Origin of the sequence: Pacificimonas aurantium (genome assembly GCF_020092905.1) — a bacterium.
GTDB classification, from domain to species: Bacteria; Pseudomonadota; Alphaproteobacteria; order Sphingomonadales; family Sphingomonadaceae; genus Pacificimonas; species Pacificimonas aurantium.
Genome location: NZ_JAGSGB010000002.1, coordinates 326,017 through 342,581, shown reverse-complemented (window position 1 = coordinate 342,581; position 16,565 = coordinate 326,017). Strand labels below are relative to the sequence as shown.

Genomic DNA, 16,565 nt, shown 5'->3' with positions numbered 1-16,565 from the left:
GCCTAGACCGAAAACGCCGCCCGCATCCGTCCGCGGATTGCGGCCAGTTCGCCGGCAGGTACTTTTCCGAGCGGGAGAAGAGCTTCCGTGTCTACGGTGGCGATCCGTGCCGTGCGGACCAGCGACGCGACAGGCAGACCGGCTGCGCGGTAGTCGATCTCGATATCGCCCGGCCAGCGTTGGCGCTTTGCACTGGTGATCATCAGGACCCAGATCATCGAGGCCTGCATGCCGATAGGCTTCGAAATAACGAGCGCGGGACGAAAGCGGCTTCTGTTCGTCGTCGCGTAGGGGAACGGGACGCGGACGACGTCGCCGGGCTTATAGTGCGTCATAGGCCCGGTCTGCTTCGTCGCTCCATTCGGCGAAGAGCGACAGAGTGTCGTCTTCGCCAGTATCCTCGGCCTTGGTCATCACGACTTGACCGGCTTCGATGCGGTAGGCGATCAGGTCGCCAGGCTGCAGGTCCAGTGCACGGCGGACAGCGGCCGGGATGGTCGTCTGGGCCTTGGACGTGAGCTTTCCCAAGATCATGTCGACTGTGTAAGGAAATTCCTTGGTGACTTCAACGGCGAAGAAACGGGTGGACCAGTTGCTCGCGGAACGGGGGCTGGCGGAGAGCCGGACCCGCGCGCAGGCGCTCATCATGGCGGGCTCCGTGTTCTCGGGTGAGCGGAAGATTGCGAAGGCCGGCGATCTGCTCGCCGCAGATGCGCCGCTGGAAGTTCGGGGCAAGGATCATCCCTGGGTCTCGCGGGGAGGGTTGAAGCTCGCTCACGCCCTTCGCCATTTCGCGGTCGACCCCACTGGACTCGTCTGCATCGATGTCGGCAGTTCGACTGGCGGCTTTACCGACGTCTTGCTGAACGGCGGCGCCGCGAAGGTCTACGCTGTGGATAGTGGGACGAACCAACTTGCCTGGAAGCTGAGGCAGGACGAGCGCGTCATCGTCCATGAGCAGACTAACGCACGGCACCTGACCGCCGAACACATTCCCGAGCAGGTAGACATGATCGTCTGCGATGCGAGCTTCATCGGTCTCGCCAAGGTACTCGAGACACCGATGTCCTTCGCGGCGCCGTCAGCCAAGCTCGTGGCGCTCATCAAGCCGCAATTCGAGGCTGGACCGCATGAGGTCGGAAAGGGCGGTGTCGTGCGCGATCCGGCCATCCATCGGCGCGTCCAGGAGGAGGTGTGCGCTTGGCTTTCGGCCTCGGGCTGGCTCGTCGACGGAGTCACCGCAAGTCCGATTACCGGCCCGGCAGGCAATGTTGAATTCCTGGTGGCGGCAGCCCGGAGCGGCTAGCCGGCGGTAGACTGACGAGCCTGTCTTGCGCCCTGCGGGCGTCGTCCCTATACCGCCCGCCACTCCTTTCATGCGGGCGTGGCGGAACTGGTAGACGCGCCAGATTTAGGTTCTGGTGTCCGGAAGGACGTGGGGGTTCAAGTCCCTTCGCCCGCACCAAACCGCTGATCCCGCCGCACGCGAACGAATAAGAAAGCAGTTTCAGACCCATGCGCATCGACGAAACCAAGAACGAGGGCCTGGCCCGCGCCTATACCGTGACGATCCCGGCCGACGCCATCGAGGCGAAGGTCGACGCTCAGCTGACGAATGTATCGAAGAACATTCGCATGCCGGGTTTCCGCCCCGGCAAGGTGCCGAAGAACCTCGTTCGCAAGATGCATGGTGAGGCTTTGTACGGCGAAGCGTTGCAGACGTACGTCCAGGAAGGCGTTCAGCAGGTTCTGTCCGAAAAGCAGCTGCGCCCGGCGGGGCAGCCCTCCGTCGACCTGAAGGAAAGCGGTGAGGGCAAGGACGTCGTCTTTGCCATGGAGCTGGAAGTTCTTCCCCAGGTCGAGGTCGGCGAGATGGAGCCGATCAAGCTTGAAAAGCTGACTGTCGAAGCAGGCGATGAAGAGCTGAACGAGGCACTCGAGAAGTTTGCCGAGCAGCAGAAGTCGACCGAGGCAGCCGCTAAGACCTACAAGGCGAAAGAGGGCGATACGGTCGTCATGGATTTCGTCGGAAAGGTCGATGGCGAGGAATTCGAGGGCGGAACCGGCGAAGGTCTCCCGGTAGAGCTCGGCTCCGGCCGTCTCATTCCAGGCTTCGAGGACCAGCTGGAAGGCGCAAAGGCGAACGATCAGAAGACCGTGAAGGTTACGTTCCCCGAAGACTATCCCACCGCTTATCTGCGCGGCCGCGAGGCCGAGTTCGACGTCACCGTGACCGAGATTCGCAAGCCCGTCACGCCGAAGGTGGATGATGATCTCGCCAAGAATCTCGGGCTCGAAGGCCTGGATCAGCTGAAGGACATACTCGGCCAGAACCTGAACCAAGAGCTGGAGAACCTTTCGCGCACCTATATGAAGCGGAAACTGCTCGATACGCTGTCCGCGCGCTATGATTTCGACGTTCCGCCGAGCATGGTCGATCAGGAATTCGATACGATCTGGCAGCAGCTCGAACATGAAGCGGGCCACGCGGAAGACCCAGAGGCCGCGAAAGAGGAAATCGAAGCGGACCGCGACGATTATCGCCGCATTGCGGAGCGCCGCGTGCGTCTCGGCCTGTTGCTGTCGGAAATCGGCCGTGAAAAGGGTGTCGAAGTCACTCAGCAGGAAATGCAGCAGCTGGTCCTGCAGGAAGCTCAGAAATATCCGGGCCAGCAGCAGCAGGTCATGGAATATTTTCAGAAAAACCCGATGGCCGCCGCTCAGCTTCGTGCGCCACTGTTCGAGGACAAGGTCGTCGACGCGCTGCTCGCCGATGCCGAGACGACCGAGCGGAAGGTGACACGCGCCGACCTCGAAGCCGCCATCGAGGACGAGGACGAAAGCCCCGAAGCGAAACCGGCGCCCGCCAAAAAGCCGGCCGCGAAAAAGGCCCCGGCCAAGAAAACCACCGCCAAAAAGCCTGCGGCGAAGAAGCCCGCTGCCAAGACTGGTGACGAGGACACGGCAGCTGCCAAGAAGGCTCCAGCCAAGAAGGCGGCTGCGAAGAAGCCCGCTGCCAAGACTGGTGACGAGGACACGGCAGCTGCCAAGAAGTCTACCGCCAAGAAGCCGGCGGCCAAGAAGGCTGCGGCAAAAAAACCGGCTGCAAAGAAGGCTCTGGCCAAAAAATCCGCTGCAAAGAGCGAGGACTGATTTCAGAAGGACGCGGGTCGGCGCGGCGCTATTGACAGGCGCCGGTGCCGCCCCGACCTAATCCCGTTCCAGCGAATATAGAAAAAGGCCCGTCATGCAGGATCCGCTTTCCGCCCTCGTTCCTATCGTTATCGAGCAGTCGAACCGCGGGGAGCGGTCCTTCGACATTTATTCCCGCCTGCTCCGGGAGCGGATCGTTTTCGTTACCGGTCCGATCGAGGACCACATGGCGACGCTCGTGACAGCGCAGCTGCTCTATCTCGAGAGCGAAAATCCGAAAAAAGACATATACATGTACATCAACTCGCCGGGCGGAGTTGTCACGGCGGGCATGGCGATCCACGACACGATGCAGTATATTCGTCCGCGCGTCGGAACGGTCTGCATCGGCCAGGCCGCCTCCATGGGCAGCTTCCTTCTCTCGGCCGGCGAGCCCGGCATGCGGGTTGCCCTCACCAATTCTCGCATCATGATCCACCAGCCATCCGGCGGCGCACAGGGTCAGGCCACGGACATCGAGATCCAGGCCAAGGAAATCCTGCGGATCCGTCACCGGATGAATGAACTGATGGCGAAATATACCGGCCAGGACGTCGAGGTGATCGAGAATGCCGTCGAGCGCGACAAGTTCATGTCGTCCGACGAAGCGAAGGAGTTCGGCCTTGTGGACGAGGTGTTCGACAAGCGCCCCGTCCCGAAAGACGACGACGAGAGCAGCGAGGCGTCCTCCTCCTAGTCTCGTCCGGCAAGATCAGTGACATAATGCGCGGCGATGCGTCCCGAACGCGCGCCGCGCATATGCGCGAACGCCAGCGCGTCGGCCTTCTCGACCGGCCCCACCCCTCGCGCCGCGGCGAGGCTATGGCAGATGGCGAGATAGTCCGCTTCGCTGGCCTCGTGAAACCCGATGGAAAGGCCGAAGCGCTCTGCCAGCGCAAGTTCGTCATGCTGGGCATCGCGTTCATGAACGTCTGCTGCGCCTGAGCCCGCAGCTCTGGGAACAAGATGCCGGCGGTTGGACGTGACGTAGATCAGGGCATTAGCAGCGCGGGCCTCGATGCTTCCGTCCAGCAGCGAGCGAAGGCGGTGCACGCTAACGGTGGCATCGACTCCGAAATCGTCGATCAGAACGATGAATCTCCTGTCGCCAGCCTTCGCGAGCTGTGAAAGAAGCACTTCCAGATCGCCGATCCGTTCCGGCTCGACTTGCACGACGGCAAGACCTGCCTCGGCGGCTGCGGACCGGCACAGCGCGCTCTTACCCATACCGCGAGCTCCCCAGAGCAAGGCGTCGTGCGCAGGCCTTCCCTCGGCGAAGCGCTGCGAATTGCCGTGCAGGAGCTCTTTCTGCCGATCCATCGCGGCAAACGCCGACATCGGCAGTGCGCGTAGCCGCTCGACCGCTTCCAGCCCACGCAGCGACCAGCGATACGCCGGGAAACCGTACAGGTCGGCCTGGAGTTCAGGCGGGAAGCGGCGCTCCAGCGCGTCGGCGATACGGGCGATTTGGGATTCGAGCTGCTGTGACATTGCGCCTCCGCTACTACCGGCCTAAGTAGCGGTGCAACGAATTCAGCCAAGAGATATCCATGTTCTCCTTTCCAGCCTACGCCCAGGCGGGCGCGCCGGGAGGAGCAGGCGGCATCCTCAGCGCCATTATGCCGCTCCTCCTCATCATTCCGATCTTCTATTTCCTTCTCATCCGTCCGCAGCAAAAGCGCATGAAGGCGCATCGCGACATGATCGAGGCGGTTCAGAGGAATGATACCGTTGTCACGGCCGGAGGGCTCGTCGGTAAGGTCAAGAAAGTGACAGAGACCGAAGTCGAGGTCGAAATCGCCGCCGGTACGACCGTGCAGGTCGTGAAGGGAACGCTGTCAGAAGTTCGTCCGCGCGCCAAGGCAGCCGCGGCGAACGACTGACGCAGCGGACCCAAGTCAGTGCTCGACCTTTCTCGCACTCAGATCATCGGCATCTGGGCGGTTCTTCTTCTCGGGGTGCTCTTCGCGCTCCCCAACGCGCTGCCGCAACGTACCCTCCAGTCCTTTCCCGGTTTCCTTCCGACTGCGCAGGTCAATCTGGGGCTCGACCTTCAGGGGGGGAGCCGCATCCTCTTGGAAGCCAACCGAGAAAGCCTGTTCGAATCGCGTCTGGAAGGGCTGGAGAACAACCTTCGCTCTGAGCTGCGGCGCGCGGACGGGGGTGCTGTATCTATCGGCGATGTCAGCCTGCGTGGCGGAACGCTCAGCTACATGGTGCGGGACGCTGAACGAGTCGATCAGGCGGTCGACATTTCCCGGCAGCTGACGACGGCGGTCGGCGTTACCGGCGCCCGCGACTATGATGTCACCGTTCGTGACGGCAACCGAATCCTGTTCACACCGACCGATGCCGGCAACGAGCAGGCGGTCGACGCGGCCATGGTGCAGGCGGTCGAAGTCATTCGCCGGCGCATCGACGAACTCGGTACGCGTGAGCCGAACATCATTCGCCAAGGTGCAGATCGCATCATTGTCGAGGTTCCCGGCCTCGAGGACCCTCAGGCGCTGAAGGATCTGCTCGGTCAGACCGCCCAGCTCGAATTCAAGATGGTCGATGTCGATGCAGATCCCGAAGATGTCTCGCGCGGCCGGGCGCCGATCGGCAGCGAGATTCTTGCGGACATGGAAACCGGCGCACCCATCGTGGTCGAGCGTCGCACGCTCATCTCCGGCGACCAGCTTGTCGATGCGCAGCAGACCTTTCAGGACGGCCAGGCCGTCGTGCAGTTCCGCTTCGACAGCATTGCCAGCCGACGCTTCGCCCGCGCGACGCAGGAAAATGTGGGGCGGCCCTTCGCCATCATTCTCGACGATGCCGTCATCTCGGCGCCGCGAATCAACGAGCCCATTCTCGGTGGCTCAGGCGTGATTTCGGGCAATTTCACGGTCGAAAGCGCCAATGAACTGGCCATTCTGCTGAGGTCGGGCAAGCTGCCTGTCGAGCTGCAGGTGATCGAAGAGCGTACCGTTCAGGCGTCGCTGGGGCAGGATTCGATTGAGGCGGGAACGATAGCCTCGATCATCGCCGTTCTGGCCGTGATGGTATTCATGTTCATCACCTATGGCCGCTTCGGCTGGTATGCGAACGTCGCGCTCGCCTTCAACCTGATCCTCATTATCGGCATCATGTCGCTTCTGGGGGCGACCCTGACGCTTCCGGGCATCGCAGGCTTCGTGCTGACCGTCGGTGCCGCCGTGGACGCGAATGTCCTTATCAACGAGCGTATCCGCGAGGAACTGCGCAAGGGACGCCGGGTCATCGACGCGGTCGATAGCGGCTACAGGCTCGCCAGAGGCACGATTTTCGATGCGAACATCACCAATATCATTGCGGCGATCATCATGTTCTGGCTCGGCAGCGGCCCCATCAAGGGATTTGCCGTCGTGCTGTCCATCGGCATCCTGACGAGTGTCTTCACCGCCGTCACATTTACCCGGATGCTCGTCGCGCTGTGGTTCCGGCGCAGCCGGCCGAAGGCGATCACGATATGAAACTCCTGAAGCTAGTACCCGACGACACCCAGATCGGCTTCGTTCGCTGGCGCTTCGTGGGCGTTGGCGTCACCGCTCTCCTTGTCATCCTGTCCGTTGTTGGGGTGATGACGAAAGGCCTGAGCTACGGCGTCGATTTCGCCGGTGGCCTGGAAATGCAGGTCGAGTTTCAGAACGAGTTCGAGATCGACGAGGTGCGCGGCCTGATCGACGGCCTCGACCGCGGCGCCTCGAACATCAGTGAGTTCGGCGAGGGCAATGCGATTTCGATTCGCCTGCCGGTCCCGGAATCGGAGGATGATGAAGCGGTGCAGCGAACGGTCAGCGCCGTGCTTGCCGCGCTCGAGACGCGTTATCCGAATGCGGAGCTGCTGGCGCAGGACGTGGTGTCGGGAAAGGTGTCCGACGAGCTGATCCGGGACGGTATTCTGGCAGCAGTGATCGCGATGATCGGCGTTGCAGCTTATATCTGGCTGCGCTTCGAGTGGCAGTTCGGCGTGGGGGCTCTGATTGCGCTTGTGCACGATGTCCTCATCGCACTTGGTCTCTTTGCCTGGACCGGTCTCGAATTCGACCTGAACATCGTGGCGGCGCTGCTGACAATCATCGGCTATTCGCTGAACGACACCATCGTGAACTACGACCGCATCCGAGAGAATCTCCGCAAGTACCGGAAAATGAAGATGATCGATCTGCTCGACCTGTCGATCAACGAGATGCTGGCGCGCACAGTGATGACCAGCCTTACGATGGCGATCGCGCTCGGTGCCCTGCTGGCCTTCGGGGGGCCGGTGCTTTTCGGCTTTACGCTTGCCATGCTGCTGGGCGTCGTCGTCGGAACATATAGTTCGATCTATGTCGCCGGACCCGTCCTGCTCTGGCTGGGCGTCGGTCCGAACAGCTTCCTTCCGCCGGAAACGGGCAACGCCGAACGGGTCGAGGCAAGGAGCTAGCGGACCCAGATGGCTCTCGAACGCGATGAGCCTCCGCCCGGGGACTACAGGGTTGAGGGCTTTGCCGGGAAGGCGATCGTGGTTGGCGGCCAGCCTCGCATGTCCGCCTTTCTGATTTGCCGGGATATCTTCGTGGAAAGCAGCGCCGAGGTAGTCACGGACTTGGCGATGAGCGATTTCGATCCGGTACTGACCCGCGATGCTCCGCCCGAGGTCCTGCTGATCGGCAGCGGCGCAGCAATGGCTTGGCCGGACCGCGACTTGCTTGGGCAGCTGCGTGACCGGGGTGCGATGCCGGAAGTCATGGACAGCAGGGCGGCGGCGCGGACGTACAATTTGCTGCTGTCCGAAGCGCGCGACGTTGCCGCGCTTATCTTACCGCTCAGCGCGGATTGACGATCCGCGCGTAGATATCCTGTAGTTGGGCGAGGTTCCTTTCCCAGGAGAACGGGGCCGCCGCCTTCTGGAAGGGGGCCCCGCCGGGTACGAGTGCTGCGACCTCTTCGACCGCCTTCGCAACCCCGAAAGGGCTGGTGCTGACCGGCAGGAGCCGCCCCGTGCGGTCATCGACAAGCTCCGCCGCGCCACCGACCCGGGTCGTAACCACCGGCGTACCGCAGGCCAAAGCTTCGACCCAGACATTGGCGAGCCCTTCGCTGCTCGAAGTGTGCAAAAGTGCCCCGGCGGCCGCCAGCCGGGAGGGCAGTTCGGCATGCGCAATGCGGCCCAGAAATGACACGCGGTCGGCCACACCTTTTTTCTTCGCCAGCCGTTCCAGAGCGCTGCGTTCGGGACCGTCGCCCACAATCTCAAGCCGGTAAGCGGGCAGGTGGGCGAGGGCTTCGATCTGGAGGTGGTGCCGTTTCAGCGGCACCAGATTGCCGACGCTGATCAGAAGATGCGGATCGCGCCGCGCGCCAGCACGGGCGGTGAACGCCTCCAGGTCGATCCCGGTATAGTGGACGTCGATCCGCTCGCGCGCCAGTCCCATGGAGATGAGGTCTTCGCGCAGCGCCCTGCTGACGGCGAGGATCGCGGCCGCATGTCGCCCCGCTCCCACCATCTGGCGCCGCGGCGTCCGCTTCTTCGACCAGAATCGAATGTCCGATCCGCGCGCCTTCATGATGTGAGGGACATGAAGGGACTTTGCCGCCTGCAAAACCGCTTCGGCATCGGGAAAGAAGAATTCCCCGGCGATCAGATCGAATGGGTTCCCGCGGTGCAGGGACTTTGCCAGGGGCACGGCCGCTGCGGCTATGGCCGCTCCTGCGGTTCGCCAGCCGGTGGCGGGGACGGTGACGAACCGGGGGTGATATATCGACATGCCGCCCGCCTCCCGCTGGTCAGGGATCCGCCGCATGTCGGCATAGGGCATGCCCGGCCCCGGCAGAGGAAAACGCGGCACCGGCGCAATCACCGTCATCTCGATATCGGGAAGGGCGGAAACCCGTTCGAGCTGGCGCCAGACATTGTTGCCGAGCGCAGGCTGGACAGGGTTGGGAAATAACGTCGTAAGGGTTAAAATCCTGAGCACGCGCAGGCGTTAGCAAGGGACGCAACGGCCTGCCAGCGTAACGGTTGGCGATCCCGTCGAATCCCCCTAAACGAACGCCATGAAGGTTTCCCCCATGCGCCGTAGCGCTCTTATTCCCCTTGCCGCCGTCATGCTTCTTCCCGCCTGTGCCTCTTCGGGATCGGACAATGACGTTATCGACCGGTCCTATGTCGCGCAGGACGTCGCCACGCTGTACACCGTCGGGAAGGATTTCCTGGATCGTGGCAGTTACCGGCTGGCTGCTGGCGTCTTCGACGAAGTGGAACGTCAGCACCCCTATTCGGTTTGGGCCCGCCGCGCGCAGCTGATGAGCGCCTTCAGCTATTACGCAGCCGGCGAATATCCAGATGCGATCGGTGCGGCGCAGCGGTTCCTCTCGCTTCACCCGGGCAACCGCAATGCCGACTATGCCTATTATCTGATCGCGGTAAGCTATTACGAGCAGATCGAGGATGTCGAGCGCGACCAGCAGATTACACAGCAGGCCGTCGCCGCCCTGAACGAACTGGTCCGGCGCTATCCCGACAGCCGCTACGCAGCCGATGCGCGGCTGAAACTCGACCTCGCCCACGACCATCTGGCCGGCAAGGAGATGGCGATCGGGCGCTTTTACATGCAGCGGCGCGAATATATCGCCGCCATCAAGCGCTTTGAAAATGTCGTGAATACTTACGACACCACTAGTCACGCTCCTGAAGCGCTGCACCGCTTGGTGGAGTCCTATTTGCTTCTCGGTATTCCCGAGGAGGCCCGTCGTACCGCCGCGGTCCTTGGTCATAACTATCCCGGGTCGAAATGGTACAAGCGTACCTACGAGCTGATCCAGGAACACGCATCGGCCTGACCCGCTTTTCTCCCGTTCCGTTTCGCGGGAGAGCCAGATAGAGCAAGCCCATGCTGACCGCGCTTTCCGTCCGCGACGTCGTCCTGATCGAGCGCCTCGATATCGAGTTCGGTCGCGGTCTCGTGGTGCTGACGGGCGAAACGGGCGCTGGCAAATCCATCCTGCTCGATTCCCTCGGCCTTGCCCTTGGCATGCGCGCGCGAAGCGGCCTGGTCCGATCGGGTGCGGAAAAGGCGGAAGTGACGGCCGAGTTCAGCTTGCCCTCCGCGCACCCTATCCACAAATTGCTTGCCGAGCACGAAGTCGACGCCGACGGCGAATTCGTCGTGCGCCGTGTGCTGAAGGCGGATGGTGGCAGCCGTGCCTGGATCAATGGAAGCCCGGTCCCCGCGACCCTGCTTCGCGATACCGGCCTGATGCTGGTCGAAATTCACGGCCAGCATGATGAACGGGGACTGCTCGATGCACGCGGCCATCGCCGCCTGCTCGACCAGTTCGCAGGCAATGAGTCGCTTCTGGCGGCGGCCCGAAGCGCTTATGCCGGGCTGAAGCAAGCCAGCGCCGCGCTTGCCGAGGCGGAAGAGGCGGCGCGTGCCGCAGAGGCCGACCGGGAATTCGTGGAGCAGGCCGTGGACGAGCTTTCGGCCTTCGCCCCGCAAGAGGGCGAGGAAACCGAACTCGCCGAACGGCGCGCGGCGATGATGGCGGGTCAGCGCATTGCCGAGGATTTGACTGCGGTCGCCGAGGAATTCGGCGGCTCCGATGGGGCGCTTGCCCGGCTGCGCAGCGCCGCACGCATTCTCGGCAGGGTCGGCGAGCACCACGAAGCGCTGGAACGCTCGCTCGACGCTCTAGACCGCGCGCTCGTCGAACTGGACGATGCCGAAAATGCGGCGGCTGAAGCGATGGCGGCACTCTCCTTCGACCAGGAAGCGGTCGACGAGGTCGAGGCGAGGCTGTTTGCGCTGCGCGGCCTGGCAAGGAAGTACAGAGTGGCCGGAGAAGAACTTCCCGCCCTTCTTGCCGAGTTTGAAGCGAAGCGGGACGCTGCGGAAAGCGGCGCGTCACGCGTTGCCGAACTGCAGGACAGAAGAGATGAGGCGCGGCTGGCTTTCGGTGCGGCCTGCGACGAGTTGCGGAAGGCACGCGCAGACGCCGGAGAGCGGCTGGCGGTCGGCGTTGCTGCCGAGCTTGCCCCGTTGAAGCTCGAAGCCGCGCGCTTTCGCGTGGCTCTCGACCCGCTGCCGGAAGAGGCCTGGTCGGCCGAGGGGAGCGAGCGCGTCCGCTTCGAAATCTCCACCAATCCGGGAAGCGATTTCGGACCCCTGGCAGCGATCGCTTCAGGCGGCGAACTTTCGAGGTTCATGCTCGCTTTGAAAGCGGCGCTTGCGGCGCAAGGTGATGCCGGGACCATGATCTTCGACGAAATCGACCGCGGCGTGGGCGGCGCGACGGCCAGCGCAATTGGAGACCGTCTGTCTAAATTATCAAAGGAAACCCAAGTTCTTGTTGTCACGCATTCACCTCAGGTGGCAGCCGCGGGAGACCAGCACTTCCGGATCTCCAAGAGCGCGACTGGCGCGGTGGCCGTGACGAATGTGGAGCCCCTCAGTACGGCAGAGCGCACCGAGGAAATCGCACGCATGTTGTCAGGTGCGGACGTTACGGATGAGGCGCGCGCCCAGGCACAGCGCCTGCTGGCCTGATGGTTGAGATGCCGAAACAGCGCCGTGAGGCGAAGGAGCGACTGGCTGATCTCGACCGCCAGATCACCAGAGCGAACGAGGCCTATCACGGGCAGGATGCTCCGGAAATGTCGGATGCCGACTATGATGCGCTGGTCGCCGAAGCGCGGGCGATCGTGTCGGCCTATCCCGGTCTTGCCAGCGATGCCCCTTCGCTCGGCAAGGTGGGGGCCTCCCCGTCGGGCGGGTTCAGGAAGGTTTCGCACGAACAGCCGATGCTGTCGCTGGACAACGCTTTCAGCGCCGAGGACGTCGTGGATTTTGCCGATCGGGTGAGGCGGTTCCTGTCTCTTGGAGACGACGAGAATCTTGCGTTTGTGGCGGAACCGAAGATCGACGGTCTGGCGGTCGCGCTGCGCTACGAGGGCGGCCATCTGGTGCGCGGAGCGACGCGCGGCGATGGACAGACCGGAGAAGACGTCACCGCCAATCTTCGCTCGGTCGATTCGATACCGAAGAGTCTTAAGAATGCTCCCGATGTCCTTGAAGTTCGAGGAGAAGTGTACATGCGTAAGGAGGACTTCGCTGCGCTGAACGCCCGGCAGGAAGACGCTGGCGGCAAGGTCTTCGCAAATCCGCGCAACGCCGCTGCGGGGTCGCTTCGCCAGCTCGACGCGGCGGTGACCGCAGATCGTCCGCTTCGCTTCTTCGCCTATGGCTGGGGGGTGATCTCGGACCTGCCGCAAGACACCCAGTCGGGCATGATGAGCTGGATCGAGGGACTGGGATTCGAAACGACCGGCCCCGAACTGGGGTCGGTCACGGATGCCCTGACGGTTTACGAACGCACCGCCGAGCGGCGGGGCGAGCTTCCCTATGACATCGACGGCGTGGTCTACAAAGTCGACCGTCTGGACTGGCAGGCACGCCTCGGCATGGTGGGCCGGGCCCCCCGTTGGGCGATTGCGCATAAATTCCCCGCCGAGCGCGCCGTTACCCGGATCAATGCTATCGACGTGCAGGTGGGCCGGACCGGCAAACTGACCCCGGTCGCCCGGCTGGAACCCGTCACCGTCGGGGGCGTCGTCGTGACCAACGCCACGCTTCATAACGAGGACGAGATCGGACGCCTTGACGTCAGAGCGGGCGATCTCGTCGAGATCCAGCGCGCCGGCGATGTCATCCCGCAGGTCCTCTCGGTCAAGACGGCCCCCAAGGAGCATGCCGAGCTCCCCAAATTCGAACCCTGGACCGAATGCCCGGTCTGCGGCGCGCTTGCGGTGCGCGAGCCGGACGAAGTCGATCGCCGCTGTACGGGCGGGCTGACATGCCGCGCCCAACGCGTCGAACGACTGAAGCATTTTCAGCAGCGACGCGCGATCGACATCGATGGCCTCGGCGAGAAAACCATCGAGGCCTTTTTCGAGCGCGGCTGGCTGGAAAGCCCCGCGGACTTGTTCCGCCTTCCCGAAAGGGAAGAGGAGATCGCGTCACTGGAGGGGTTCGGCGCGACCTCGGCTGCCAATCTGGTGGCCTCGGTGGACGCCGCGCGCAGCCGCCCGCTCGGCCGGTTTCTGTTTGCGCTCGGCATTCGTCATATCGGCGAGATTACCGCGCGCGACCTCGCCCGCGCCTACGGAGACTGGCCGGCCTTCCGGGCGCTTTTGGACCGTCTCGCAGAGCTCAAGTCGGGACATGGGGCGGCCGTCGGCGAGACCGAGGACAAGACGGCGCAGCGCCTGAACGAGCGCCTGGCCGAGGAGATCGGGGTGTCGGGCATCGGCCCGGAGGTGGCCGCCGCGCTCGCGGACTTCTGGCTGGAAGAGCATAACCGGGAAACTGTATCTGACCTCGCATCCGAGATGAAGATAGAGGCGGAAGTCTTTGAAACGAAAGAGAGCGACGTCTCGGGCAAGAGCGTCGTCTTCACCGGCAAGCTGGAAGCGGTGTCGCGCGACGAGGCGAAGGCGCAGGCCGAGCGACTGGGGGCCCGTGTCTCGGGATCGGTCTCCTCGAAAACCGACCTTCTCGTCGCCGGTCCCGGTGCGGGCTCCAAACTGAAAAAGGCGGAGAGCCTGGGGATCGAGGTCATCGATGAAGCGGCCTGGTTGAGCATCGTCGAAGGCGCCGCGTAACTGGGGCCCGCGGACCCAAGCGCGGCCAGGCTCGTTGCATGGCCATGATCCGGAAGAATTTCCTGTCCGATACGGACGATGCCCTGTTTCGTGACGACCCGGTCAAGCGGAACGCCTTTCTCTGGGTACCGCTGGTTCTCCTGGCGCCGGCGATCTACGGCGCGTTGCACTGGTGGCCGCTGTGGATCCTGGTTGCCTTCCTGACGGTAAGTTTCGCTTTCGCGATCTTCGACTTCTTCCAGAAACGGCATTCGCTGCGCCGCAACTATCCGGTGGCCGCACGCATGCGCTGGTTCTTTGAAGACCTGCGACCGTTCCTGCGTGCCTATATCGTCGAGGGAGATCTGGAGGGGCGGCCCTTCAACCACGACCAGATGGCGCTCGTCTACGCGCGGGCGAAGGGGCAGGAGGATGCCCAGCCCTTCGGCACCGAACTGGACGTCTACGAGGAAGGCTATGAAATCCTATCCCATTCGATGGCGCCGGAGGTGGGCCCGCCGGCCGATCCGCGCGTCCGCGTGGGGAGCAGTCAGTGCAAACATCCCTATGAAGCGTCCTGTCTGAACATTTCGGCTATGAGCTATGGCTCGCTCGGCGCCCGTGCGATCGAAGCGCTGAACCGGGGAGCGCAGAAGGGCGGCTTTTACCACGATACCGGGGAAGGGGGACTGAGCCCCTATCATCGGCATGGCGGCGACCTGGTGTGGGAGCTGGGCACCGGCTATTTCGGCGCGCGGACGCCCGACGGAGACTTCGATCCCGCGGTTTTCGCGGAGAAAGCCGCGGACGATCAGGTCAAGATGGTCGAACTGAAGCTGAGCCAGGGTGCCAAGCCCGGAAAGGGCGGCATGCTTCCCGGGCCGAAGGTGACCAAGGAGATTGCGGAAATCCGCGGCGTTCCCGAAATGGAGGATGTCTATTCGCCCGCCGCGCACAAGGTGTTTCGCACCCCGATTGAACTGATGGAATTCATTGCCCGGATGCGCGATCTGTCGGGCGGAAAACCTGCCGGGTTCAAGCTATGCGTCGGCTATCCGCACGAACTGCTCGCGCTCGGCAAGGCGATGGTCGAGACCGGAATCCGCCCGGACTTCATAATCGTGGACGGCGGGGAAGGGGGCACGGGCGCCGCCCCTCAGGAGATGTCGGACCATGTCGGCCTGCCGCTGCGCGAGGGACTGATCATGACCAGGAACATGCTGGTCGGCTGCGGTCTGAAGGACGAAGTGAAGCTGGCGGCGGCGGGGAAGGTCCATTCGGGCGCCACACTGGCCATGAACTTCGCGCTGGGTGCCGACTGGTGTAACGCGGCGCGGGCCTTCATGTTCTCGCTCGGCTGCATCCAGTCGCAAAAGTGCCATACCGATGCCTGTCCAACGGGCGTTGCGACGACCTCCGAAGCGCGGCAGCGCGGGCTGGATATTCCCGACAAGGCGGCGCGCGTGGCGCGGTTTCACCAGCGAACCATCGGCTCCCTTCGCAACCTGATGACCGCTGCGGGCGTCGAACATCACACCGATTTCCGCCCCTTCCATCTTCGCCAGCGTGTCAGCGTTGCGAGGATGACCAACATCGAGCGGGTGTATGAATTCCTGGAGCCGGGGCAGCTGCTGCAGGAAGCGGAGGCGACCAGCTATGCACGCTGGTGGTCGATGGCGCAGGCGAAGAGTTTCCGGCCGGTGTGCGACTAAGCGCTAAAGCCAGCCCAGCCGGCGGAAGAGCGCGACCTCCGCAACGAGAACAATGGCAAGCACGCCGCAGGTGATCCAGAACGCCTCACCGCTCTCCACGCCGGGCATACCCCCTACATTGATACCCAGAAGCCCTGTGAGGAAACCGAGCGGGAGGAATACCGCCGCGACGATCGAGAGGATGTACATGTTCCTGTTCATCTTTTCGTCCATCAGGTTCTGGATGTCGTCTTTCACGACGAGCGCCCGCTCGCGATATTCGTCGAGTTCCTCGACGTAATGTTCGAACTGGTCGACGCTCTCGCGCAGGAGCAGCAACTGTTTTTCTTCCAGCCACACCGGGGGCGCGTCCAGCAGACGCTGCAGCGCGTGCCGCTGCGGAGACATATAGCGCCGAACCTGCGCGAGATCCTGTCTGATATCGGTCAGTTCCCTGCGCATGACGTCGACATCCGGGTCGTCGGCGACGTCGGTTTCCATGCGGTCGATACGTGCTTCATAATCCTCGATCGCCCCGCCGAAAAAGTCGATCAGGCGGTCGATCAGGCCCTCGTAAAGGGCCGGGGCGCTTGTCGGACCCTGTCCCGCGAGGATGCTGTCGAGAATGATACGGGGGGTGCGCAGATAGTCGTGCCGCAGGGTGATCACGCGGTCGCCATCGGACCAGATGCGCATCGCCACCATGTCTTCCCGTTCCGCGCCGGGGTTGAGGTTCACGCCGCGCAGGATGGTGGCGAACCCGTTGCGTCCCGCGAACACTCGCGGCCGGGCAGAAGGGTCAAGAAGGGCATCGATGGTAACGGGAGTGAGACCGCTTTCCTCGGTCAGCCACCGGCGGACTTCCGCCGACCCGGCGTCGACATGCGCCCATAGCGGCCCATGCGTGCGCTCCCACGACTGGATATCGTTCCACCCCACCAGTGAACCGCCCCCTTTGCCGTCCATCTGGACTGCGAAAAGCAGGCCGCGATCCTCGACGATCTCTTCGGCTCGGGAGCGGGTATGCGGCATATTCG

The 16,565-nt window shown here is 63.2% G+C and carries 16 protein-coding genes and 1 tRNA gene; 12 read left to right on the top strand and 5 right to left on the bottom strand.

Going from position 1 to position 16,565, the window contains the following annotated elements; genetic code table 11:
* Nucleotides 1-2 precede the first annotated feature (2 nt).
* Together KCN53_RS08450 and KCN53_RS08445 are read right to left on the bottom strand one after the other, a co-directional pair.
* Nucleotides 3-335 carry a type II toxin-antitoxin system PemK/MazF family toxin gene (locus KCN53_RS08450; protein WP_088712767.1) on the bottom strand — a complete coding sequence of 111 codons (333 nt, stop codon included), beginning with the start codon at nt 333-335 and terminating at the stop codon, nt 3-5.
* A complete protein-coding gene (locus KCN53_RS08445; protein ID WP_088712768.1) occupies nt 322-534 on the bottom strand; it encodes a type II toxin-antitoxin system PrlF family antitoxin in 213 nt (70 codons plus the stop codon). Before KCN53_RS08445 ends, KCN53_RS08450 begins: the two co-directional genes overlap by 14 nt.
* Before the next feature lie 22 nt (nt 535-556).
* On the opposite strand from KCN53_RS08445, the gene KCN53_RS08440 reads away from it, so the two are divergent.
* The 4 genes from KCN53_RS08440 to clpP all read left to right on the top strand — a co-directional run bounded on the left by KCN53_RS08440 (nt 557) and on the right by clpP (nt 3,889).
* Complete coding sequence (locus KCN53_RS08440; RefSeq protein ID WP_224199532.1) at nt 557-1,306, top strand: TlyA family RNA methyltransferase; 750 nt, start codon at nt 557-559, stop codon at nt 1,304-1,306.
* Between the two features lie 72 nt (nt 1,307-1,378).
* Nucleotides 1,379-1,465: transfer RNA gene (locus KCN53_RS08435), tRNA-Leu, on the top strand.
* 50 nt (nt 1,466-1,515) lie between these two features.
* Nucleotides 1,516-3,153, top strand: a complete 1,638-nt coding sequence (gene tig / locus KCN53_RS08430; RefSeq protein ID WP_088712770.1) for a trigger factor — start codon at nt 1,516-1,518, stop codon at nt 3,151-3,153.
* A gap of 94 nt (nt 3,154-3,247) precedes the next feature.
* On the top strand, nt 3,248-3,889 hold the full coding sequence (gene clpP / locus KCN53_RS08425) for an ATP-dependent Clp endopeptidase proteolytic subunit ClpP (protein WP_088712771.1): 642 nt from the start codon (nt 3,248-3,250) through the stop codon (nt 3,887-3,889).
* Here the strand turns inward: clpP and KCN53_RS08420 are convergent.
* Entirely contained in the window at nt 3,886-4,683 is a 798-nt protein-coding gene (locus KCN53_RS08420) for a DUF815 domain-containing protein (protein ID WP_088712772.1), read from the bottom strand. The two genes, clpP and KCN53_RS08420, sit on opposite strands and share 4 nt — an antisense overlap.
* 59 nt (nt 4,684-4,742) lie before the next feature.
* Between KCN53_RS08420 and yajC the strand changes: the two genes are divergently transcribed.
* Genes yajC through KCN53_RS08400 form a run of 4 tightly spaced genes read left to right on the top strand, consistent with a single transcriptional unit; the run spans nt 4,743 to nt 8,035 of the window.
* On the top strand, nt 4,743-5,075 hold the full coding sequence (gene yajC, locus KCN53_RS08415) for a preprotein translocase subunit YajC (RefSeq protein ID WP_088712773.1): 333 nt from the start codon (nt 4,743-4,745) through the stop codon (nt 5,073-5,075).
* An 18-nt stretch (nt 5,076-5,093) separates the two neighbouring features.
* On the top strand, nt 5,094-6,686 hold the full coding sequence (secD, locus tag KCN53_RS08410) for a protein translocase subunit SecD (RefSeq protein WP_088712774.1): 1,593 nt from the start codon (nt 5,094-5,096) through the stop codon (nt 6,684-6,686).
* Nucleotides 6,683-7,639 carry a protein translocase subunit SecF gene (gene secF / locus KCN53_RS08405; protein ID WP_088712775.1) on the top strand — a complete coding sequence of 319 codons (957 nt, stop codon included), beginning with the start codon at nt 6,683-6,685 and terminating at the stop codon, nt 7,637-7,639. Before secD ends, secF begins: the two co-directional genes overlap by 4 nt.
* 9 nt (nt 7,640-7,648) lie before the next feature.
* The gene (locus tag KCN53_RS08400) at nt 7,649-8,035 is read left to right on the top strand and encodes an Mth938-like domain-containing protein (protein WP_088712776.1); all 387 of its coding nucleotides are present in this window, start codon (nt 7,649-7,651) and stop codon (nt 8,033-8,035) included.
* On the opposite strand, the gene KCN53_RS08395 is transcribed toward KCN53_RS08400, so the two are convergent.
* A complete protein-coding gene (locus KCN53_RS08395) occupies nt 8,022-9,173 on the bottom strand; it encodes a glycosyltransferase (protein WP_088712777.1) in 1,152 nt (383 codons plus the stop codon). The genes KCN53_RS08400 and KCN53_RS08395 overlap by 14 nt on opposite strands.
* A gap of 94 nt (nt 9,174-9,267) precedes the next feature.
* Between KCN53_RS08395 and KCN53_RS08390 the strand changes: the two genes are divergently transcribed.
* From KCN53_RS08390 to KCN53_RS08375, 4 genes are read left to right on the top strand one after another with little or no spacing between them, the layout of a single operon-like run.
* The gene (locus KCN53_RS08390; RefSeq protein ID WP_088712778.1) at nt 9,268-10,038 is read left to right on the top strand and encodes an outer membrane protein assembly factor BamD; all 771 of its coding nucleotides are present in this window, start codon (nt 9,268-9,270) and stop codon (nt 10,036-10,038) included.
* A gap of 50 nt (nt 10,039-10,088) precedes the next feature.
* Complete coding sequence (gene recN / locus KCN53_RS08385) at nt 10,089-11,744, top strand: DNA repair protein RecN (protein WP_088712779.1); 1,656 nt, start codon at nt 10,089-10,091, stop codon at nt 11,742-11,744.
* 8 nt (nt 11,745-11,752) lie between these two features.
* Nucleotides 11,753-13,858, top strand: coding sequence for an NAD-dependent DNA ligase LigA (gene ligA, locus KCN53_RS08380; RefSeq protein WP_172406240.1), 2,106 nt, complete (start codon nt 11,753-11,755; stop codon nt 13,856-13,858).
* 38 nt (nt 13,859-13,896) lie between these two features.
* A complete protein-coding gene (locus KCN53_RS08375; protein WP_397333627.1) occupies nt 13,897-15,549 on the top strand; it encodes an FMN-binding glutamate synthase family protein in 1,653 nt (550 codons plus the stop codon).
* A 3-nt stretch (nt 15,550-15,552) separates the two neighbouring features.
* Here the strand turns inward: KCN53_RS08375 and KCN53_RS08370 are convergent, their stop codons facing one another.
* On the bottom strand, nt 15,553-16,560 hold the full coding sequence (locus KCN53_RS08370) for a zinc transporter ZntB (protein ID WP_172406241.1): 1,008 nt from the start codon (nt 16,558-16,560) through the stop codon (nt 15,553-15,555).
* Nucleotides 16,561-16,565: the final 5 nt, after the last annotated feature.